Genomic DNA, 23,768 nt, shown 5'->3' with positions numbered 1-23,768 from the left:
CCCACAACCCGTCCAGCCGGTCTCCCCCCACATCGCCGTCGTGCCGTTCGGGTTGCCTGCCCGTGCGATCTGAACGGTCAGTGCCGGAATTTGCTCACCAGAACGGGGACAGAGAGACAACGAACACCTCGGTAACCACATCGGCCTGCGGAACATCCCGATGCCGCTGATCACGCTGCCGCACCGGGAAACTCCAAGATCCCCGACAGAGCCAGCATCCCTGAGGCGTCCGGCCCGGCCCTGACCCGTCACCAGTTCTCGTCAGTGGCTCGCACACCGGTTCACTGTCACTGGCTCCGGTCGGCAAGCCACTGGTGAATCGCGAGCGCCGTGGATTCGGCGTGCTGTTCCAGAAGGGTGAAGTGGTGTCCGGGGACCTCCAGGCGGCTATGCGGCAACAACCAATCGGGCCGCCGGAATCGCTCTTCCACCCCGCTGACAACCTGGGAGAGGAACTGAGCCTCGGCCGCCCCCACGAAGAGCGTCGGGGTGGTCACCGGCCGCGGCTGCCAGCCGTCCAGGAGTTGTGCGTACCAGGCCATGGCGGTGAGCTGGGCGTCGTCGACCGGCAGGTGCGGAAACCGGTCGATCAGCCAGCGCGTGATGGTGGCCATGCCACGCCCGGTGTTCTCATCGGGGCAGGAGGGCGAGTCGATCAGCACCAACGCCGCAGGCGGGGTACCGGTGGCCTCCAGCCGACGTACGGTCTCGTGGGCCAGCCAGCCGCCCGAGGAGTACGCCACCAGCGCGTACGGACGACCGGCGAGCCGACGCCGCAAGACGTCCGCCTGACGTTCCACCGCCGAGTCCAGCGTCTGCGGCAGCCGCTCGTCCGCGCCGTAGCCGGGGATCGTGACCGTCCATACGGGGCGCAACTCCCGTAGGGCGACGGCGAACTTGAGGTACTGGTACGGACCGGTGGGGGCGACGAGGGAAGGCAGGCAGACCAGCGCGGGCCGCTGTCCGCCGTCGGCCAGCAACAGTGTCTCCGGCTCGGGACCGGCCTCGCCGGTGGCAAAGGTGGGACGCAGCCGGGCGGAGGCCGTCAGCAGTCCGATGCCCTGGGCGGCGCTGCCTGTGGAGCACATCGCGGTGAACAGGGTGCCGATCGACTCATCGGTGGACGTACCCATGGGCATGTTCGTGGACGCGTGGGCGGACACGTCGATGGTCGCCGACGTCCGCAGGTCGGGACTCAGCCGGGTCACGAGTTCGCCCACCTGCGACCAGTTGTTCGCCATCAGGTGCGCAGCCAGCCGTTCGAGGCAGTCCAGCTCGAAGAGCAGGGCGGACGGGACGTCGCCGAGGTCCTTCCGGAGGGCGTTCGCGAGCTGGAGCACGAGGATTGAGTCCATCCCGTACGCCGTGAGGGACTTCGTCGCGTCGATCTTCTCCGCCGGCACGTCCATAGTCTCCGCGGCCCGGTCGCGGAGGTACGTGAGCAGCGTCCCGGTGACCTCGGCGGTCGTCGGGGTCGTCGCGGCCGATGCCGCTGGTGCGGAGGGGCGCCGGGACGCCGTGGCTGCTGCCGGACGGGGTGTCGCCTCCGTGGCTGGCAGCCGTACGATCCCGTCGCTCCGCGCGGCGATGACCTGCTGCCCCAGCTCGTGCGCCGCGGGCAGTACGGGGACGACCACGGGGAAACCTTCGCCGTGCAGCACTTCCCGCCAGTTCCCGGGAGACAGCGCGGGCGAGCCCGGTACCCGCAGCGACCCGTCCTCGAAGAGCCACCAGCCTTCGAGCAGTCCGAACGTGAGATGGCTGAACACGTCGAACGCGGCGATTTCGTTGAGCAGCAGCCAGCCCCCGTCACGCAGGGCCGCCTTCGCGTTGCGCAGCGTGCCGCGGATGTCTCTGGTGGCGTGCAGGACATTGGCGGCGACCACGAGATCGTACGAGCCCGCTTCGATGCCCTGTTCCGTGAGCGGCCGTTCCACGTCGACGCTCGCGCAGGTCAAGTACGGGACGGACGGCCCATACTCGGTCCGGGCGTGGTTCAGGAACGCCTTGGACAGATCGGTGTACGTGTACGTGTCGATGGCGTCCTGATGGGGACGCAGGGCGGCGAACAGAGCGGCGCTGGTACCACCCGTGCCCGCGCCGATCTCCAGGATGCGCGTCCGCGCGGCCGGTTCCCGGCGCAGGCGCTGTGCGACGAGGTCGGCAGCGGCACTGGACACGGCTCGGTTGAAGACATCGGCCAGCCGGTTGTCGCGGTACACCCCCTCGACGAGTTCGACGGAGCCGCGTGGGAACAGGACCTCCGTGGGGAGGGTCCTTCCGCTCAGGATGTCCGGCAGGGCGCGCAGCGCGGCGTCGGCGAGCCGTAGTTCGGCCGCCTTGTCGGGGTCGTCGGACCACCGCGCGCACTGCTCGTCCCACTCGCGGTTCAGCTCGTCCAGTGGCGGGGCCCACGCCGGCGTGACCCGTAGTGCGTGGGTGAGCCAGGAGGTGTACTTCTCGTGGATACCCGCGCGGTCCCTTGCCTCCGCGACATCGGTCGGCCGTCGCGTGGCTCCGACGTCCGCACCGGCCCATACACCATTCACGTCACTCAGCGTGCCCGGTTCGCCCAGTGCGCCAAGTGCTTCGAGATGGCCCCGGATCATCCGGGCGAGCAGCGGATCGCGTTCCTTGCGGCGCCATTGTGCGGTCGCCCGGAGCAACTCCCGCTCCCGGTCGTTGCCGGACAGCGCGGCTCGCGGAAGTACCGTCTCCGCAGCGGTATGTGATCCGGCCCGTGGATGGACCGCCGTCCGGGTCGTCCGGTCGATCACCCCGATCCGCTCGGGGTCGGTGAGCTTGACGAAGCCCAGTTGGGGCTGCGGGCCGGACAGGAGCGTGTCGAGCGCGGCCATCGCCTCGGGCGGCTCGATGGAGACGAGGCTCCACCGCGCCATGTTCCGGTGGTGGACTTCGGAGGTGGCGCTTCCGACACTGCCCCACCAGCCCCAGTTCATCACCTTCACCGAGCAGTCGAGGTGACGGCCCAGCGCGTGCGCGTAGGAGTCGGCGAAGGCGCAGCCGGCTGCGTAGTTGCTCTGTCCGGCGGCGGATGTGAACGACTGGAGCGACGAGAAGAACAGGATGAAGTCCAGCGGCTCACCGGCGTAGACCTCGGCCATGGTGACGCTCGTGTCCACCTTCGCCGCGACACTCGCCCGGAACGCCGATTCCTCCATGCCGCCCAGGCTCTGGTCGCTCAGTACGAGCGCCGCGTGCACAATGCCGTGGACGCGTCCGTGGCGTGCTTTGATCTTGTCGTACGCACGGCGCATCGCCGCCGGGTCGGACGCGTCGGCGGTCAGGTAGTCAACCGTGCCGCTTCCCCGCATTCCGCGCAGTTTCGCGTCGATCGACGCGTCGCGCTCACGGCGTCCCAGCCACACGACATGGGCGCCGAAGCGCTCCACGAGGTGCCGGGTCCATGCCTGGCCGAGACCGCCCGCGCCGCCGATGACGACATAGACCCCCCCGTGTCGGTAGGCGGGCCGAGCCGGGACTCGCGTGTCGCACGGGGCGAGACTGCGGCTGAGCCACTGACCTGCCCGCCGGGCCCAGGACTGGTCGGCCGAGATCGCTGGGAGCGTCTGCAGGTCCTGCGGCCAGGCGCCGTCGGCTTCGAGGTCGATTCGGCGGACCGTCCATCGGCCGTACTCGTGGGCCAGCGATCCGAACAGGCCGTGCAGCCCCGCGTGCGCCGGCCGGATCTCCTCGGCGGAGTGGGTGGCGAGGGCGCCCCGGGTGACAAGGGTGACGCCGAGCGCGCGTGCGTCGTATCCCGTGCGGAGGAGCGCCTTGATCAGGCGGTACGCGGCTATGACCCCCTCCTCCTGCGCGGCGGTGAGAGCGGCGGCGTCTGTCGGGGCCGGGGCGGTGTCGGGGGCGATCCACACGAGGTGGTCGTACGGTCCGTCCACAGCGAGTGCCTCGGCCGCCTCCTCGACGGAGGCGGTCGGCGGCAGGTCCCACAGCCGGGTGCGGTGGGTGTGGCGTGCGATGTCGGTCACATGTGCGGCCGTGCCGCCGACGACGAGCACCCGGGCGTCGGTAGCCATGATGTCCGCCCCGGACACGTCAGCCCGCAGCGGTTCCCAGACCGGGGCGTAAATCGAAGGCACCGGGTTGGACGTCGGCGGGGACTCGGGCATCCGCCGGGAGGTGTAACCCCTCATCCGGACGCAGACGTCACCGGAGGGGTCGACAAGGTCGATGTCGAGCCGGCTGAGCGGACTCACCGTGTCCTGGCCGTCCGCGACACGGACGACGGCCCACATCGTGGCAGAGCATGGGGCGAAGAGGTCCAGCGTATCGAGCGCGAACGGTACAGCGGGCCCGCGGAACGTGTCAGCACCGGCACCGGTTTCGGCATTGGCGAGGTGCAGCGCCATGGACGCCTGGATCGCCGAGTCCAACAGCGCGGGAGACAGGACGGGCGTGGGGGAGCCGCCGCCGTTCGGTGCGATCTGCCGTGCCACGGTGGCCGGTTCGGTGAGCCGCGCCACGACAGTGCCGGGTCCCGCGTACGCCTCCTCGATCGCGCGCAGTGATGGACCATGGGTGACGCCCATCGCGACCAGGGCCTTCGCGATCCGTTCCGCCGGCACCGGAATCGGGCAGCCGGCTCGTAAGGGCGCCAGGTCCAGCGTCGGCGGGCGCACGGCCCCGGACCGAGTGACGCGTCCCTCGCAGAAGACGACGGCCCCCTCCTGCCCTGTCCCGGAACTTTCCGACATCACCCTGAAGTTGACCCCGCCCCCACCGCTGCCCACCGGCTCGGCGACGATCTCGACGTCCCTGGGTGCCCCGTCGACGCAGAGAGGCCGGGCCCAAGTGATGTCGCGCATCCTGAGCGATGCCGTGCCGGCCACGCCCAGCGCGCGGGCCGCGACCTCGCGCGCCATCTCCACGTGGACCGCGCCGGGCAGGACACTCCGACCACGGACCAGGTGGTCGCGCAGGTAACACTCGTTCCCGGTAAGCGTCAACGACCCGCGCACCGTCCCGGGCGCGCCCGGGACGGGCGTCACATTCGCGATCAGAGAGCCCCGGTGCGCCCCGCCCGACGCCCCCTCTGCCCCAGGGCGAGCCAGGGCATGGGCCGGGACCGGTTTCGGCCCCGCCCAGTGCCGTTCGCGGGCGAACGGGTACGTCGGCAATGGCACCCGCAGCTGCGCCCCCTGGGGGAACATCCGGGCGTACGCGAGTGCGGCGCCCCGGACATAGAGGGCGGCGAGCGCTTCGAGTCCGGCCCGACGGGTGGCGACCTTCCCAACGCCGGCGGGACCAGCCGGACGGCTCAGGATCTCCTCGCCGCGCCGCAGATCGGCCGAGGGGACGCCGGCCGCTGTCACCGAGCCCTGGTACGCGCGCGGTCCGCCGATGCCCTCTTCCAGTATCCCGATCAGTTCCGTACGGTCCCGGACCACGCAGGCGAAGCGCTCGGTGAAATGCTCGCGTCCGACGACAAGGGTGTAGGCGATGTCACCGCAGTCGAGACCGGGCGTGCGCCGACAGTGCGCCGCCAGGCGCTTCACCTGCTCCCCGAGCTGCTCGCGGGACCGGGCCGAGAGGACGACCAGGTACGGAGGATGTGGCGGACGGATGCGCGGAACGGGCGACGCCTCCTCCAGGACCACATGCGCGTTCATACCGCTGGCGCCGAAGGAACTGACGGCACCTCGGCGGAGGGCACCGGAAGGCACTTCCCACGGGTGCGTGCGGGTGCTCGGATAGAAGGGGCTGCCGTTGAACCGGATCGCCTCACCCGCCCGTTCGAAGTGCAGAGAGGCGGGGATCTGCCCGTGCCTCATCCCAAGGAGGATCTTGAACACCCCGGCGACGCCGGCCGCGAACTGCGTGTGCCCGAGGTTCGTCTTGACCGAGCCCAGGGCGCAGTAGCCGGTCCGGTCGGTCCCCGCGCGGAACGCGCGCGTCAGCGCCTCGAACTCGATCGGGTCGCCGAGCCTCGTACCGGTTCCGTGCGCTTCGACGACCTGTATGGTCTCCACGTCGATGCCGAACCCGTCGTACACCTCGCGCAGCAGCCGCTCCTGGGAGACGGAGCTGGGTGCCGTAGGCCCGTTGGTGGCGCCATCGTGTTGGGTGCCGCAGCCGCGGACCACGCCGTGGACATGGTCGCCGTCGGCGAGCGCGTCGTCGAGCCGCTTGAGCACCAGGACGCCGACGCCCTCCCCGGGCACGAAGCCTTCGGCGCGGTGGTCGAAGGCATGGCAGCGTCCGGTCCGCGCCAGCATTCCGGCGCGCCCGGCCAGGTCGTACAGGCGCGGTGAGGCCTGCACGAAGACACCGCCGGCCAGGGCCATGGCCGTCTCGCCCGACCACAGGTCCTTGCACGCGAGGTCGATGGCGACGAGCGAGCTGGAGCAGGCGGTGTCGACTGCGATGGCGGGACCCTTGAGATCGAGGAAGTACGAGACCCGGCCCGGGATGAGCGACGCCATGTTGCCCCAGAACGCCTGCGCGGGCGCGTCCTCGCCGAGAAGTTGCTGGTAGTCGCCGTTCCAGCAGCCGACATAGACGCCGCAACTGCGCCCGCCCATACCGCTGCCGGCGTATCCCGCGTCCTCCAGTGCCATCCAGCTCTCCTCCAGCAGCAGCCGCTGCTGCGGGTCCATGCTTCGTGCCTCGACCCCGGAGATATTGAAGAACAGCGGGTCGAACAGGTCGATGCGGTCCAGGAATCCGCCTCGGGTGCAGCGTGGGTTGCCGTCGGTGTCGGTGGCCGCGAGGTCCCAGCGGGTGGCTTCGGTGATGAGGTCGTGGCCGGCGGCGAGGTGGTCCCAGAGTTCATCGAGCGTGTCGGATCCAGGGAAGCGCCCGCTCATTCCGACTATGGCGATCGGCGGACGAGTGGTGCGTCGGGCGCCTGCGGGCACGGTCGGTGTCGTGGGCGCGGTGGGCGCGGCCGTGACGGTCGGCGCGATGGCGTCGTGGTGCGTGTCGAGCAGGTGCGTGACGAGGCGGTCGGCGGAACTGTGGTCGTAGAGGACACTCGTCGTCAGGTCGAGCGAGAGCGCCTCGTTGAGCTCGTGCACGAAGCGGATGCCGAGGATCGAGTCGAGCCCGTACTCGGCGAAGGCACGGGAGCCGTCGATCTCGTCCTCGCCGACGGCCAGTGCCCGGGCGAGCTTCGCGCGGACGAGCTGCGGGACGTACGTGTCGGGTGCGGGCCCAGGTGGCCCCGGCGGCCCCGGCGGCCGTGCCGTCTCCTCGGCCGCACCGACGGCATCGGGGGCAGGTGAAGGAGCGGGGGGATGGTACGGGGCGAGGTCGCCGATCCAGTAGCGGTCGGTGGCGAACGCATAGGCCGGCAGGGAGATCCGTTGCGGCGGGGCGGCGCCGTCACGTCCGTGCAGCGTGTGCCAGTCGGGCGCGATGCCCTCGCACCACAGAGCGGCGAGCCCATCGAGATTCCGCTCTGCGGCCCACCGCTCGACCAGGATCTCACGCGGTTCGTTGTCGGTGACGATCCCCGCGAGCACCCCGGACGTCCGCCCTGCGGCTCCTCGGTGGACGCCCGGTGCGGCGGTGTCCTGGTCCACGTACGAGCCCAGGGCGTCGCGCAGTTGGGAGACGGACGAGACGACGAGGGCCAGGCGCTCCGTCATCGCCTCGCGACCAGTCTGCAGGGTGAAGGCGAGGCCGGACAAGGGGATACGGTCGCCCTCGCGGTCGAGGTGGGCGGCCAGGCGCGCTGCCTGGTCGCGGAGTTGCCCGGTGCTGCGGGCCGAGAGGACCACCACCTGCTGGGAGCCGGTGTCGGCGGACGTCCGCCCGGCGGCCCCTTGTCGGGGTGTCGCATGCTCCGGGAACTCTTCGATGACGGCGTGGGCGTTGGAGCCACCCGCGCCGAACGACGAGAGCGACGCGATGCGGAGGCGGTCCGCGCGCCAGGGGGTGAGGTCGTGCTGCACGTAGAAGGGTGTCCTCTCGAAGGGGATGCCCGGGTTCGGTTCGGCGGCATGCAGGCTCGGGACGAGGTGCCCGTGCTGCATCTGGAGGACCACCTTGGTGAGTCCGGCAATGCCCGCGGCAGCCTCCAAATGTCCGATGGCGGACTTCACCGAGCCGATCGCGCAGAACTGTCGGTCCGTCGTGTCCTGTTCGAAGGCGCGGGTGAGGCCCGCGACCTCGATCGGATCCCCCAGTTCCGTGCCTGTGCCGTGAGCCTCGACGTAACTGACGTCCCGTGCCGAGACGCCGGCCCGGGACAGTGCGTCGCGGACCAACTCGGCCTGGGCGACCGGGTTGGGCACGGTGTAGCCGTGCGAGTGGCCACCATGGTTGACGCTTGTGCCGCGGATCACCGCGAGCACGCGGTCGCCGTCCGCCAGGGCATGCGAAAGCGGCTTCAGCAGTACGGCTCCGACGCCTTCCCCCGGTACGAAACCGTCGCCGCCGCTGCCGAAGCTCCGGCACTCGGAACCGGCTGCCAGCATGTTCGACCGGGATAGTTCCACGTAGTCGTGCGGATGCAGATACAGGTTCACCCCGCCTGCGATGGCGGCCTCGCAGGAACCCTGGTGGAGGTGTTCGCACGCCTCGTGGATCGCGGTGAGGGACGCCGAGCACATGGTGTCGATCGTCATGCTCGGTCCGTGCAGGTCGAGGACGTACGAGGTGCGGGCGCTGAGCGAGGCGAAGGAGAGACCGGGATGAACCGCCTCGCCCGACGGCAGGCGCCGCGGGGCATGCCGGGCGTGGCCGGACTTTGTGACGCCGGCGAAGACGCCCACCTTCCGGCCGTGACGCCGGGCGATTTCCTCGCGGGTGTAGCCGGCGTCTTCGAGTACCTGCCAAGACGCCTGGAGGAAGAGGCGTTCCTGCGGGTCCATCTCGTAGGCGTCGCGGGGCGCGATCCGGAAAAAGAGGGGGTCGAACCCGGCGAAGTCGTCCAGAAAGCCACCCCACTTGCTGTAGCTGCGGCCCGTCGCGATCGCGGTGGCGCGGTCGGGTTCGTAGAAGCCGTCCAGCGGCCATCGGTCGGCCGGGACCTCGCGGATGCAGTCCCGCCCACTGCTCAGGTTCTCCCAGAACGCGTGGAGGTCTGCGGCGCACGGGTAGCGGCCGCTCATCCCGATGATCGCGATCGGCTCGCGCGGGCTCGCTTCCGGCGCGGGCCGGACGGCGGGCCTGCTTTCGGGCCGAGGCGGAGCGGTCTCCCGCACGGGCTCGGTCGAGGGGTGTTGCGCCGCGAGGTGGAGGGCGACCGCGCGCAGGGTCGGGAACTCGTGGAACAACGTCCGCGAGATGCCGCTGTACGTGCGCGCCAGTTCGCGGTTCAGCTGTACGACCGTGATCGAGTCGAGTCCCGCTGCGGTGAGTTGTGCGTCGGCGTCGACGGAATCGGGGGCGAGCCCGGTGACGCGGGAGAAGAGATCCAGCAGTTGGCGGAGCGCTTCGCGCTCGCGTGACGGCGAGATCGCGGGCACCGTGGCCGTCATGTCCGGGCTGGGAACTCGGAGGCTCGGCACTTGCCGCGCGGGGACTTGGGGAGTCACCGGCACGCGGGTGAGGTCGCCGTGGTGAACCCATACCCGTTCCTCGCCGAGCCTCCATGCCTGGACGAGTGCGGTGAGGCCGTCCGCTGTCTCCATGGGCGACAGGCCCCTGTTCCGCCAGAGCCGGGCACGTACCGCGTCGTCGACGGTCATGCCGCCCTCGCGCCACAGCGGCCAGGCCACCGACAGCGTGCGCCCCGAGCGGCGGCCCGCCGCCACGCGTGTGTCGCGCAGAGTGGCGAAAGCGTCGAGGAAGGCGTTCGCGGTGGCGTAGTCCGCCTGGCCGGGATTGCCCGTCAGAGCGGCCCCCGAGGAGGAGAGGATCAGGAAGTCGAGCGGTGCCTCACCGACGGCCCGGTCGAGATTCACCACACCGCTCGTCTTCGGCGCGAGGACGTCTCCCCATTCCCGTGCCGTCTTCCGGGTGAGCGCGGCGTCGTGGAGCACCCCGGCGCAGTGGACGATCCCTTGCAGCCCGCCCTCCCGTGCGCGGACGGCCTCGACGAGGTGGCGTGCTTCCTGCCACCGTGAGACGTCCGCGCGGGCGTAGTGGGCGACGGCACCGGCCGCGCGCAGCTCTTCCAGCAGCGAGTCAGTACCGGGGTCGAGCGGCGACCGCCCGGCGAGCACCAGAACAGGGCCTGCCACGTCGCGGGCGATCCGGCGGGCGACCGCTGCCCCGATGCCGCTCGCACCGCCCGTGATCAGATAGACCCCTCCGGCCCTCCAGGGCACGTCCTGGACTCCTGGCCGCACGGGCGGCGCTTCGGTCCAGGCAGGTACCAGCCGTACGCCGTCCCGGTGGAGGACAAGGCCCTCGTTCGTGGCACTGGCCTCCCGCGTGATCAGCGAGGTGACCGTCTCGGCCGTCATGTCACCGCCGTCGATGCCGATGACCTGAACGGTGAGGTGGGGTGCTTCGAGCTCGGCGGTGCGCGCCAGGCCCGCGAGGGCCGTATTGACCGCGTCGTCGCCACTCGCCGGAACCACGACGTGGACTCGTGTCGTGTCGGCGGACGGATCGGCCACGAGATCTCGCACGATCTCGAAGACCTGTCGCGACAAGTCCCAGAACCGGGTCTCCAGCCGTTCTCCGCCGATCTCGACGGCGAAGCAGCGAGCGCCGGGAACCCGAGGCTCGACGGTCGCCCGGCCAACGGCAAGCTCGCCGACCAGGATCACGACCCGGCGGGTGGCGTTGTGCTCATCTCGTCCCGTCGGCGCGGGTCGAGGTATCCAGCGCGGTACGAGCAGCGCCGTGCCGACCGCTGGCGCTGCGGATTCCGGCGCTGTAGCAGGGGTCTCCCGATCCGGTTCGGCGCCGGGGACCCAGTACCGCTCGCGCGCGAAGGGGTAGGTCGGCAGGTGCAGGCGCCGAGGTGCGTGCGTCCCGTACAGCGTGCGCCAGTCGACGTCGGCGCCTTCGGTCCACGTGGCGAGCAGCCGGTGCGCAGGACCCGCCGGGACAGATCCGCCCCGCTCGGCGCGCGCACCGCCACGGCCATCACTTCCTCCTCCGCCCACGAATTCCTCAAGCCGGCTCATGAGTTCGTGGTGCGAGGAGACCACCCAGCCGACGCGCTCCGCCATCGCCTCCCGACCCGTTTGCAGGGTCCAGGCGAGGGAACGGAGGGGAACCGACTCCGGGCCGCGCTCCTCCAGATGGGCGAGGAGATCGCGCGTGGTTTCCCAGAGCCGCTCACCGGTGCGGGCGGACAGCGGTACGACGACCGAGTCATGCTCGGCGGCGGGACTGTGCCCGGCGGCCAGGGGGACCGTGTCGCCCGGGGCGTGGTCGGTCCGGTACTCCTCCACGACCACATGGCAGTTGGCGCCGCCGAACCCAAAGCTGCTCACCCCCGCCCGCCGGGGCAGGAGGACCCCTTCATGTCCGGTGAGCCGCTGCCACGGCTCGTTCTGGCGCACGATGCGGAACGGGCCGTCGGTGAGCGGAAGATACGGGTTGAGTTCCTGGCAGTTCCTGGTCGCCGGAAAGGTCCCGTGCTTCATGGCGAGAAGCACTTTCAGGAGACCCGCGATGCCTGCCGCGGCTTCCAGATGCCCGATGTTCGGCTTCACCGAACCCAGCCCCACGTTGCCCCGCCCGCCCGCACCGAGCCGCTGGTACGCGGACCGCAGCGCCCGCACTTCGACGGGATCACCGAGCGCGGTTCCGGTGCCGTGGGTCTCGATGTAGCCGATCGTGTCCGGCTCAATGCCTGCCATCGCCGCCGCGACCAGCTCCGCCTGAGCGTTGGCGTTGGGCGCGGTGAGAGAGTTGGCCCGGCCGCCGTGGTTCTCGGCGCTCCCGATGAGCACGCCCAGGATCGCGTCGCCGTCCCGTTCGGCGGCGGAGAGCGGCTTGAGCAGGAGGGCGCCGACGCCCTCGCCCCGTACGTAACCGTCGGCGTCCCGCGCGAACGTCTTGCACCGCCCGTCCGGACTCAGCATGCCGGACCGGTGCGCGCTCACGAATGTGTCGACGCTCAGCAGAAGGTTGACCCCGCCGGCGATCGCGACCTCACAGGCGCCCGAACGGATGGCCTCCATCGCACGGTGCACGGCGACCAGCGAACTGGAGCAGGCCGTGTCGACCGGCTGGCTCGGCCCGCGGATGTCGAGGACGTACGAGATCCGGTTGGCGAGCATCGAGTGGGCGTTGCCCGTCGAGGTGAACGCGTCGGGCGCCACACCGCAGGCGGTGAGCAGCGTCGTGTAGTCGGTGCCTGATACGCCGAAGAACACGCCGGTGTCGCGGGGGAGGGCGGCCCGTGTGTATCCGCTGTCCTCCAGCGCGTGCCACACCGTCTCCAGGGCGAGGCGGTGCTGCGGGTCCATCAGCTCGGCCTCCCGGGGATGGATCCCGAAGAAGCCCGCGTCGAACGCGTCGACATTGTCCAAGACGCCCGCGTGACGGGGGAACTCGGCCTCGGCCACGATCCGCGCGTACCTCGCGTCGTAGCGGTGGATGGGGAACTCGGTGACGAGATCGCTGCCTTCGACCAGGCGGGACCAGTACGTGTCGAGATCGGGGGAGCCGGGGAACCGGCCGGCCGCGCCTATGACGGCGATGGGCGTCGGGCCCGGCGCGGTCGCCCTGCGGGCGGCGTTCCGCGCGGGCACGGTGGTCGTACGGCTGCCGACGAGCGCCCCCTGGCGTGCCGTGAGAGCGGACTCGGGCTCGGCGGGCGGGGAGGAGCGGTGCGCGGCGCGAACCGGTTCCCCGAACTCGTCGAGGAGATACCGCGCCAGAGCGTCGAGCGTCGTAGCCTCGAAGAACACCGCGGGGGTCAGGTCGATGCCGAATGCCTCCCCGACGAGCTTCGAGAACGTGACGAGCGAGATCGAGTCGAAGCCGAAGGCGTCGAACCCCGTGCGGACATCGAGTTCGTCGGGCGCGAACTTGAGGATGCCGGCCGCCATGTTCCGCAATGCGTCAACCACGAAGGCTGCGGCGGCATCGTCATGGGCGTCGGCTCCACTCTCGGCTGTGTGTTCCTCGGCCGGCCCGGGGCCGGACCGTGGGGACCGGGCTTGAGCCGGCGCCGGAAGAGTGGCGCCCGGCTCACCGCACCGCACTCCGGTGAGTTCGGCGACGACTACGCCCTCCCCGTCCACCAGACGGATGCTCGCCTCCTTCGGATCGAGAAGCACGTATGCGACGCGGTCGGCGCCCGGGAAGAAGCGTGTCTCCTCGATCGCGTACGGCACATGCCGCTCCCACCCCGTTGTGCCTGACCACTTCGCGGCGAGCTGGATGGCCTGGGCGACCGCAGCGAGGACGTGCGGCGCGAGGAACAGGTCGCGCGCCGTGTGGTCGTGGCGGAGTCGCGGAGTGGTGACAGACAGTACGAGCCGATCGGCGGGCAACCGGTAGGCGCTGTCCACTCCGCAGTACAGCGGGTCGTAGTCGAGCAGGCCCTCGGCCAGTTCCGACCGTACCCGCGCCCGGTCGAGGACGTGCAGTGCCGTGCGGCGCAGTGTACGGTCGCCGTCCGCGAGGAGCGGCTCGCGCACCGCTGCCCCACTGTCGCCGGGAAACACCTGGAATTCCGCCACGGTCCTGCGCGTCCCCGCCCCGTCCACGCGCACCACGGTCCCGTCGGCTGTCTTCAGGCCGCGTGTGACCGCGAGTTCCGTGATCAGTCGCTCCTGGTCCGGCCCGCCGACCGGACCCGACAGCCGCAGGTCGCGGATCAGGGCCGGGTTGGCGAAGCCCGAGACCTTGGCCACGGCGAGCGCCGACTCGACGGCGTACGTCGGGACGACGGCGGGCACCCTGTCGTGCCGGAACGCGTAGTCCAGGAGGTCGTCAACGCGAAGGTCCAGGCCGTAGCGCAGTCCGTCGACATCGGACTCGTTGCGGCCAAGCAACGGGTGGACCCTCTCTCGTAGTGCGAGAGGCGCGGTGACGGACGGTGCGCCCGGCTCCGGTTCCACCCAGCAACGGACGCGTTCGAAGGGATAGGCCGGCAGTGAGACCCGTCGGGGTGGGCGCGGTCCGTCGAGCGGCGTCCAGTCGACGGTCCGTCCGGCGGTCCAGGCGATGGCGAGTTCACGGGCGAGGGCGACGTCGGCCCCTTGGGCGGCGAGGGCGGTTTCCGGGTCACGGTCCCCAGCGAGGGGGACCTCCGGGTCCCGGTCGCCGGCGAGGTACCGGTCGATCGCCCCGACGGCTGTGAGAGCGTCCTTCGCCAGGAAGGCCCAGCGGCGCGGGAGTTCGTTCTTGCCGACGCGGAGCGTGTACGCGAGGGACGGCAGCTCCGACTCGGCCGCGTGCGACAGCCGGTCACGCAGCCGGACGAGGCTGGTGGCGAGTGCGGCGTCGGTCATCGCGGAGACGACGAACAGTTCCTGCCGCCTATCCCCGCCGGCGTCCCGAGGGCGCTCCTGGGGCGGTTGCCCCGTGGACGTCCCGGCGTACTCCTCGACGATGATGTGGGAGTTCATTCCTCCGGCTCCGACGGAGGTGATGCCGGCGCGCAGCGGGTGGACGGTCTCGTGCCCGTCGTGCGTGGTGGACGCCGGTTTCCAGGGCGCCAGTTCGCGCTGGACACGGAAGGGGGTGTCCGCGAAGTGGATGTCCGGGCTCAGCTCGGCGCTGTGCAACGAGGGCGCCAGCGTGCGTTTCTGGATCTGGAGGATCACCTTGGCGAACGCGGCCATGCCCGCCGCGTGCAGCAGGTGCCCGAGGTTCGACTTCACCGATCCCAGTGCACAGAACTGGGTGTCGGATGTGTGTGCCCGGAAGGCAGTGGTCAGCGCCTTGACCTCGATGGGGTCCCCGAGCGCCGTCCCCGAACCGTGTCCCTCCAGGTAGCTGATGGTCCGCGGGTCGATTCCCGCGTCGTCGATCGCCTTCTCGATGGCGCGTGCCTGCATCCGGGGGCTCGGCACCGTGAACCCGTTGCGCGCGCCCGCGTTGGACAGCCCCGTTCCCTTGATCACGGCGTAGATCCGGTCGCCGTCGCGCTCGGCCTCGACGAGTGGCTTCAGTACCAGGGAACCGACGCCCTCGCCCAGAATCGTCCCGTCGGCACCGCGACCGAAGCTCCGGATGACGTCGGAGGCGGCAGTGGTGAAGTGCTCCTGCGAGGACGTGATCAGGTTGTACGGGTGCAGCATCAGGTTGACGCCGCCGACGACGACCATCCCGCATTCGCGCGCCCGCAGCATCTGTACGGCCTGATGGACGCAGGTCGAGGAGCCTGAGCACATGGTGTCCAGGAAGATCGACGGCCCGGTGAACCCGTAGAAGTACGACAGCATGTTGGGGATCGCCGCCAGGTAGCTTCCCGTGGCCGGGGCGCCTCGGGTCAGACTGTTCTGGAAGCCGTAGAGGCCGTAATGATTGCTCATGGTGCCGACGAGCACGCCGACATCGCCGTTGTACTGCCGCTGGATGGTCTCGCGCGAATACCCCGCGTCCTCCAGCGCCTCGACGCCCGCTTGGAGGAAGAGGCGGACCTCGGGGGACATACGCTCCGCGTCGCGCTTGGAGATGCGGAAATACAGCGGGTCGAAGGCCTCGATGTCGCGCAGGAACGTGCCCGTACGAATCACGCTTTTTCCTGGGGCGCCGCGCTCCGTGCTGTAGATCGCGTCGTGGTCCCAGCGGTCGCGGGGCACCTCCTCGAACATGTCGCGGCCCGCTTCGAGGAGCGACCAGAGTTCGTCGAGGGTATCGGCTCCGGGATAGCGCCCGGACACGCCGATGATCGCGATGTCGTGGTAGTCGTCGCGAGTGCGCGGAGGACGGGAGTCCACGGTCTCGGTCTCGGTCGCAGAAGTGTCCGCAGCCGCGGATGTTCCCACGCCCGCGCCCGTGCCGTTGTTCTCGTCCTCGTCCTCCTCGAAGAGCGTCAGGACAGTCGCCCGGTGTTCCTCCACCAAGTAACCGACTACGCCCGCGATGCTCAGGTATTCGAAGAAGAGCGTTTTCGGCAACGGCCCGAAGCGTTCTTCGAGACGGTAGTTCGTCTCCAGGATGGAGAGCGAGTCGATGCCGTAGTCGACAAGGGGGCTTTCCGGTTCCAGGCTCGCGGGATCGTGGCGCAGCACCTCGGCCACCAAGTTCGTCAGAAATTCCGTCGCTCGTGCCGCGAGGTCGTCCTCGGTGAGCGTGCCCGAGAGGTCCGCCGCGGTCGGGACGGTCCGGGCAGTCGTGGCGGCTACGGTGTGGCGACCGGTCCGTTGCCCGTGCCGCTCGGGTACGGGCGACACCTCGGCACCGTACCCGACGACGACGTGCTCCGGCCCGTCGAGCAGCACCCGCCCGAGGACACGAAGCCCCTCCTCCGTCGGGAGCGGCTCCCAGCCCCGTCGCCGCCGCATCGACGCCACGGTGCCCTCGTCCGCCGTCATCCCGCCGTCAGCCCACAGCGGCCAGCTCACCGCGACGGTGCGACCGGCCCGTTCACCGACATCGACGAGCGCCTGCCGGTGGTGCGCGAAAGCGTCCAGGAACGAGTTCGCCGCCGCGTAGTCGGCCTGGCCGGGATTTCCGTACACCCCGGCGACGGAGGAGAAGACCGCGAAGAAGTCGAGTGAGAGGTCGCGAGAAGCGGCGTCGAGATGGAGCACGCCGCGGACCTTGGGGTCCAGTACCGCGGGCAGTTCGGTGACGTCCTTGTGCAGGAGGTAGGCGTCTTGAAGAGCCCCCGCGGCATGCACGATTCCGTCGAGCGATCCGTGTCGCTCCTCGATGGCCCGTACGGCGTGCTCCACGTCCACGGCGTCGCTGACATCGGCGCGGAGGTAGTGCGCGTCGACTCCTGCCTCCCACAGCTCCTCCAGCGCGGCGTCGCTCGCGTCGTTCCGCGCGGTGCGCCCGCTCAGTACGACGGTGACGTTCGCGCGGCGCGCGAAGTAGCGGGCGACGTGCCGGCCGAGCCCGCCGAGCCCGCCCGTCAGCCAGTAGACACCGCTGTCCTTCAGCGGTGGGATTCGTGGACCCGTCCCCAGGTCGAGCGGGACCGGGCGGTACGCCTGGCGGGTGCCATCGGCCCGGTGACGGAGTTCGGCTTCGGCGGACGGGTCGGCGGCCTCCTGGCGCAGGAACCCGGCGATTTGTTCGGTGGACGCGCCGTCGAGCCCGGCCACCCGCACGACACGACCGGAGACGAGCGGATTCTCCAGAGCCGCCGTCCTGAAAAGACCGACGAGCGGGGCGTGGAAATGGCGCGGGACCTTGGCGTCGACCAGAACGATGAAGCGGACCGGTTCTCTCGGTTTCGAACTGAGGACGTTCTGAACCCGGCCCAGGACGAGGGTCAGGACCGCGTCGACCCCGTCGGCCACGAGGTCGGGGGCGACGCCGGGCACAGCGGTGACGTGGAAGCCGGTGAGGGCCGCGACACCGGAGACGTACTGGGTGGCCGGGCCTGCCAGGAAACCGTGCACGATCGCTGCTTGCCCGTCCCAACCGTGCGCGCTGCGGCTGTCCGTGCCCTGGTCGCGCGAGTCCCGGCGGTCCGCGTCGTCGTTGTCCGCTTCCGGCACGGTGAGTGGCGCGTCGGTCCAGCGCGTCGACGCGGTGACGACATGCGACGCCACGCGCTCGGACACTCCCACGGGCGCGGCGATACGTTGGACGAGCCCGCGTAGCCGGACACTGACGGTTCCCCGGGCGTCGCAGATATCGATGTCAAGGGCAGTGACCGCACCACGGGCGCCGCCCGGTTGGCCGCTGTACCGGACCCAGGCCCAGCTCTCGGCCGCGCAGGGGCCGTGGACGTCGAGCTGCTCCAGGGCGAACGGCATCGTCGGTCCCGTGACCGGCTCGTCCGTCTCCCGCGCCAGGAGCACCACTGACGCCTGGAGAGCGGCGTCGAGGATGGCCGGGGACAGGGCAACGGACGTTTCCGGCTCGCGGTTTCCGGGGTGCACCAGGTGTGCCAGCAACTCGCCGCCGCCCAGCCGGATTTCGGCGAGGCCACGCATCGCGGGCCCGTACTCCAGACCCTGGTCGTGGAAGTCGGCGTAGGCGTCCGCGGGGTCGAGCGGCGTCGGGCACGCGGCGCGCAGTGCGTCCAAGTCCAGCATGCCAGGTACCTCGGACAGGACGGTTAGTGCGGTGCCACGGCTGTGAACCGTGGCCCCGGAGCCGGCCGCCTTCTCGTCGTCCGCCTCCTCGGCCGGTCCGGTCCGTACCTCGAAGCCGATCGCGCCGTCTTCCCGTGTGCTCAACTCCACGTGCACATCGAGCGACATGCCGTGTGGCACGGTGAGCGGTCGCATCCAGACGGTGTCGAGCAGCCGCATCACCGACGCGGCCCCGCTGTCGCGCCCGGTCACCTCGGCCACGGCGGAGCGGACCATCTCAAGTTGGGCGGCGGCGGGCAGCACCGCCTCGCCGCGCACCTGGTGTGCGGCGAGGAAGGACTCGGCACCCGTGAAGGCTGTGCTGAAGTGCGAGGCGGTCGGATCGGAGGTGTCCCGGTGGGGCAACGGGTGGAGCGGCGCGGTATCCGTCCGGTCCTGCGCCACGGCGGCTGACGACCGTTCGGCGGCCGAGTCGGCGCCGCCACCAGCCGTGCCCGGCGCGGTCGGCCGGGCCAACCGGTACCAGTGCCGTTCCCTCGCGAACGGGTAGGCGGGCAGCCGTACCCGTCGCGCGTCCTGGTATCCGCCGAGGGCACGGACCATGGCCCAGTCCGCGTCCCCGCCCTCGGCCCAGCGCCCGGCGTCCTCCAGGAGTGCGGCGGCGGCATCGGCCCGAGCGTGCACGCCCTGATCGGCGAGCGTTCCGTCCGCGAACTCCCCGAGCAGGGAGAGGAGTTGCTGCCGGTCCGCGACCACGAACGCGACGCGCGCGGCCATGGCCTCGCGGCCCGTCTGAAGGGTGAAGGCGATGTCGGCGAGCCGTCGCGGGCGCAGCGCCTCGGCCGCCGCGTCACCAGGCTCGGGCTCTCTCACGCACGCGGCCAGCCGCCGGGCGGCCTCCCGCAACCGCTCCTGTGTCCGGGCCGACAGCGGTACGACGTACGGCCCCTCGCCCGCGGTTCGCGACGGTCCGTATGCCTTGTGTCCGGGCGCCCGGTCTCCGGACCGCTCCCTCCCGAGGGCGTCGTCGAGGTGTTCCTCCAGTACCACATGGGCGTTGGTCCCGCCGAACCCGAACGAGCTGACGCCGGCGCGGCGCGGTACGGCAGCCCCGGCGGGTCCTGCCGCGGGCGCGGCCCAGCGGCGGGTGTCGCGGACGATGGTGAAGGGGCTGCCGTCGAGCCGGATCATCCTGTTCTGTTCGGTGAAGCCGACTGTGGCGGGGAGCACCCGGCCGGCGAGGCCGGCGATCACCTTCACCATGCCGGCGACGCCCGCCGCTCCTTCGAGATGCCCGATGTTGGTCTTGACCGATCCGACGCCGGTGGTTCCCTCCTCGGGCTCGGTCCCCTGCGCGGCATGGAGGTTGCGGAACGCCTGCTTGAGCGCGACGATCTCAATCGGATCGCCGAGGGGCGTGCCGGGACCGTGGGCCTCGATGTACGACACCGTCTCCGGGCGGATGCCGGTCCGGGCGTAGAGCCGTTCGACGAGTTCCGCTTGCGCGGTGGGGTTTGTGACGGTGAGCGAGTTCGTACGGCCACCGTGGTTGGTGGCGATTCCCTTGATGACGGCGTACACGGGATCGCGGTCCGCGAGCGCCCGAGACAACGGCTTGAGTAGCAGGACGGCTCCGCCCTCACCCCGTACGTATCCGTCGGCGCCCTGGTCGAAGGCCCGGCTCCGGCCAGTGCGCGACAGCATGCTCGCCTGGCTGAAGGCGACGAAGTGCTTCGGCGACCAGCACAGGTTGACTCCGCCGGCCAGGGCGAGGTCGCAGTCGCCGTTTCGGAGGGCCCCGACCGCCTCGTATACGGAGACGAGCGAGCTGGAGCACGCGGTGTCGTTGGTGATGCTGGGGCCGTGCAGATCCAGGAAGTAGGAGACCCGGTTGGAAATTATCGAGTACGCGGTCCCTGTCGGGAAGTAGGCGTCGGTCCTGGCCCCGTCGTGCTCCATCAGCTCCGCGTAGTCCGCGTGGCACACCCCCATGAAGACGCCGGTTCTCGTCCCCGCAAGCTCGCTCGCGCGGTATCCCGCGTCCTCGACCGCCCCCCAGGCGAGTTCGAGGGCGAACCGCTGCTGCGGGTCCATGGTCTCCGCCTCGCGCGGCGAGATGTTGAAGAACGCGGCGTCGAAGCGGTCCGCGTCCGCGACGAAACCGCCCCAGATGCTGTTGGTCTTCTCCTCCCCGCGCCGCGGATCGCCGAAGTAGCGTTCCTTCGACCATCGTTCGGCCGGAACCTCGGAGATGAGCGAGCGCCCCTCGATGAGGTGTCCCAGGAATTCCTCCAGTGTCTCGGCGCCCGGAAAGCGCAGCGCGAGACCGATGACCGCGATCTCGTCCGTCGTGCCGGCCGGCTGGGGCCGGCTCATCGGCCACCTCCGGTGGTCAAGGCGGTCCGACGGTGGTCGACGGTCCTCCTCAGTTTGAGGACCGCGTCCGACGGCGTGCCCATGTATGCCTCCCGGTTCGCGACGAACTGCTGGTTGAGGACGGCGGTCGTCAGCAGGAGGACGAACGCCTGGTCCTCCTTCGTACTGATCTCGGCGACTGGCGTGGTCATGACCTTGGTGGCCAGACGCTCCGCGAAGACGGGGTTGATTCCGTCGATCTTCGCCAGCTCGGCGCGGGACAGCACCAGGTCGAGATAGTCGGGCCGGTGTTCCTTGAACACTGCACTGCCCGGCGCCCGGTAGGGCTGCTTGCGCCGGGCGAGGACCGACTCGGGCAGCTCTCCGTGGAACGCCCTCTTGAGGATCGCCTTCTCCTCGAACCCGTCGTTGAAGCGCAGGTTTACCGAGGCGGCGGCACGGACCACGTCTGGGTCGAGGAACGGACAGCGGTTCTCGACCCCGTGGGCCAGGCTCATGCGCTCGCCCTGTGTGGACAGGAGATAGCCGACGAGTAGCGTCTTGAATTCGAGCCACTGTGCCTTCTGCGTCGGGGACAGCGCGGCGTACCCGGCAGTGTCGCGTACGAGCGTCATGAGGTCGGCGAAGGGCTCGGCGGCGTCCTGGAGCAGCCGAGCGGCGAAGCGGCCGTTCTGATAGCGCAGCTCGTGCGAGAACAGACCAGGCAGGCGCTCCGTGGCGAACTGGCCGAACAACCCCGTGAGATGGGACCTGTGAGCCGGGCTGAAGTGGGCGAGCTCCGGGTGGAGGAGGGCGATCCTGTCGCGCCGTTCCCCGTCGGACAGGTCGTTCCAGTTGACCCGCAGCAGCGTCTCACGGAAGAGCGAGTAGCCGAGAAACGCCTCGTCGGCCCCTTCCCCGCTCAGTACGGTCTTGACACCCTCCTCACGTACCTGGCGCGAGAGCAGATACATCGGGACGAACGCAGTGCGGAACGCGGGGACTTCCGCGTGGCGTACGGCCGCCGGGAAGTTGTCCGCGATGTCGGCGCCGGAGACGACGATGGAGGTGTGACGTGTGCCGAAGTGCTCGACGACAGCACGCTGACTCCCGGACTCGTCGAAGTCACGCTCCTCGAACTCCACCGAGAAGGTGCGCAGCTCGTGCGGCGACAGATCGGCAGCCAGCCCCGTCACGATGGACGAGTCGAGACCGCCGCTCAGATAGACCCCCACCTCGACGTCGCTGCGCAGACGCAACTCGACGCTGCGGCGCAGAGTCTCGTGTACGAGATCCTGCGCCTCGGCGGCGGAGCCGGTGAAAGGCGCTGCGTTCAGCCGAAGTTGCTCGTAGGCACGCAGTTGCCGATGCTCCCCGCGCAGGGTGAGCACATGGCCAGGAGCCAGCTGCCGAATGACCTTGAACGGCGTACGGTCCGGCAGCGGGGTCCACACCGAGAAAATCGAAGCGAGTTCCCTCGGGGCGAGCTCGAACCGGAATCCAGGGAACGCCTGGAATGCCTTCATCTCCGATGCGAACAGGAACTCGCCAGGTCGGTCGATGTAGAAGAGGGGCCGCTTTCCGTAACGATCACGTGCCAGGTGGAGATCGCCGGTCAGGGCATCCCGGATCACGAAGGAGAAGGCTCCGTTGAAACGTGTGAGGCATCGGGGTCCCCATTCAATCCAGGCCCGCAGGACGACTTCGGTGTCGGAATGCGTGCGAAACGTACGACCGAGCGCCCGCAGCTCCTGACGCAACTCGACGTGGTTGTACAACTCACCGTTGAAACAGATCCAATGGCGGTTTGTCGGATCGGTCATCGGCTGCGCACCAGAGGCGGGATCGACGATCGACAGCCGGACCGCGCCGAGCGCGGCACCGTCGTCCACGCAGTAGCCCGCCTCGTCCGGACCTCGGTGGCGGATGAGCGACAGCATGGACGTGATGACCTGACATTCGGCGCCCGCCTCCAGCGCAGGAGCCAAGAATCCCGCTAGTCCGCACACGGAGCACAGCCCTCCTGCTCCGGGAGGCGGACCACCATCTGCCGGGAGACGAAGGCGTCGATCGCCTCCAGCGAGACGAGGACGTTCAGCAGGATTTCCTCTCCCGTGAGCTTGAGTGAAAATTCTCTCTCAAGAAATTCCATGAGCTGGACATAGCCGAAAGAATCGATGACGCCGGCCTTGAAAAGATCGGACTGTGGCGTCACATCCACACCGAATTCAATCAGGAAATGCTCCTCGATGAACCTGCGGATCTGCTCGGTTTGCTCCATATTCTTCGTTCCCAATCTCGTGAGAGCCGATGGCAGGAATGGACGACCTAATCTCTTTCACCATGGCGAGGAGGGACCGGCCGCCTATTTCCTCGAATTCCAGGAACGGTACGCGGTCGAGCAGATAACAGACGCTGTCGGCCCAGCGCACGGGTCGGACGAACTGAGCAGCGAGGGTCGAGGCGACTTCACCCTTCTCGTAAGGAAGTCCAGTCGCGTTGGCGATCAGTGGCGTGTGCGGATCCCTTAGTGTGAACTTCTTCAGGAATTTCTCGAACTCGATGCGCGCCGAATTCATGTACCGCGAGTGGAACGGCCCGCCGACGCGCAGCCGGGCGAAGCGAACGCCTCGCCGCGAGAGCGCATCGTGCGCGGCGCTCAGGACGCTGTCCGGGCCCGAGATGACAATCTGGGTGCCGGTGTTGAGGCACGCCAGGTCGACCCCGTCGACCCCGTCCTGCCGGAAGATGTCGAGGAGGCGGTCGGCCGGTGTGTCCAACACCGCGGACATGCCGCCGCCCGCAGCCGCGGCCATGAGTTCGCCCCGCTTCTTGACCAGCCTCAGGCCCGTCTCGAAGTCGAACACTCCGGCGGTAAGCAGGGCGTTGTACTCGCCAAGGCTGTGCCCGAGGCTGTAGTCGGCGCGGCGCTCTTCCCGGTGCTCACGCTCGAACGTGTGCAGGGCGTTGACGACGTAGAGTGCCGGCTGCGTGTATTCGGTCCGCGCGAGTACGCCGTTCGGATCGTCCCGGCAGAGCGCGGCAAGGTCGTACCCCAGAAGGTCGCAGGCGAGCTGCGTCAGGCCGGGATAGTGGCCGAATACGGCCTCGCCCATTCCCCGGAATTGTGACCCCTGACCGGCGAAAAGTAAAGCAACTGGCATATCGCCTTCCAGGACGGTTTGAGTAGATTTTACTTTCATGCGGTGAAGGGTGCTGACTCCGCACTTCTCCGCTTCGAAAATCCTGCGCGACGCACCTTGCGACATGCTGGCGCTCTCCCTTGATGGATTCTTGTCGACCCCGTTTGTGCCTCAATGGAAAGTCCCGGTAAGGGGGCAATCT

General features: G+C 69.7%; 4 protein-coding genes. All 4 read right to left on the bottom strand.

Annotated features, from left to right (window positions below):
* Positions 1-287 precede the first annotated feature (287 nt).
* The 4 genes from ACIBLA_RS14575 to ACIBLA_RS14560 are packed head-to-tail and all read right to left on the bottom strand — an operon-like array spanning position 288 to position 23,692.
* The gene (locus ACIBLA_RS14575) at positions 288-20,444 is read right to left on the bottom strand and encodes an SDR family NAD(P)-dependent oxidoreductase (protein WP_399198735.1); all 20,157 of its coding nucleotides are present in this window, start codon (positions 20,442-20,444) and stop codon (positions 288-290) included.
* Positions 20,441-22,432 carry an asparagine synthase (glutamine-hydrolyzing) gene (asnB, locus tag ACIBLA_RS14570; RefSeq protein ID WP_399198734.1) on the bottom strand — a complete coding sequence of 664 codons (1,992 nt, stop codon included), beginning with the start codon at positions 22,430-22,432 and terminating at the stop codon, positions 20,441-20,443. Before asnB ends, ACIBLA_RS14575 begins: the two co-directional genes overlap by 4 nt.
* Positions 22,420-22,704, bottom strand: a complete 285-nt coding sequence (locus tag ACIBLA_RS14565) for an acyl carrier protein (protein WP_399198733.1) — start codon at positions 22,702-22,704, stop codon at positions 22,420-22,422. The genes asnB and ACIBLA_RS14565 overlap by 13 nt, the downstream gene beginning before the upstream one ends.
* Entirely contained in the window at positions 22,652-23,692 is a 1,041-nt protein-coding gene (locus ACIBLA_RS14560; protein ID WP_399198731.1) for an ACP S-malonyltransferase, read from the bottom strand. The genes ACIBLA_RS14565 and ACIBLA_RS14560 overlap by 53 nt, the downstream gene beginning before the upstream one ends.
* Between the last annotated feature and the right edge of the window lie 76 nt (positions 23,693-23,768).

Source organism: Streptomyces sp. NPDC050433 (assembly GCF_044458565.1).
In the GTDB taxonomy this organism is placed as follows: domain Bacteria; phylum Actinomycetota; class Actinomycetes; order Streptomycetales; family Streptomycetaceae; genus Streptomyces.
This window is presented reverse-complemented; position numbering and strand designations above follow the sequence as displayed.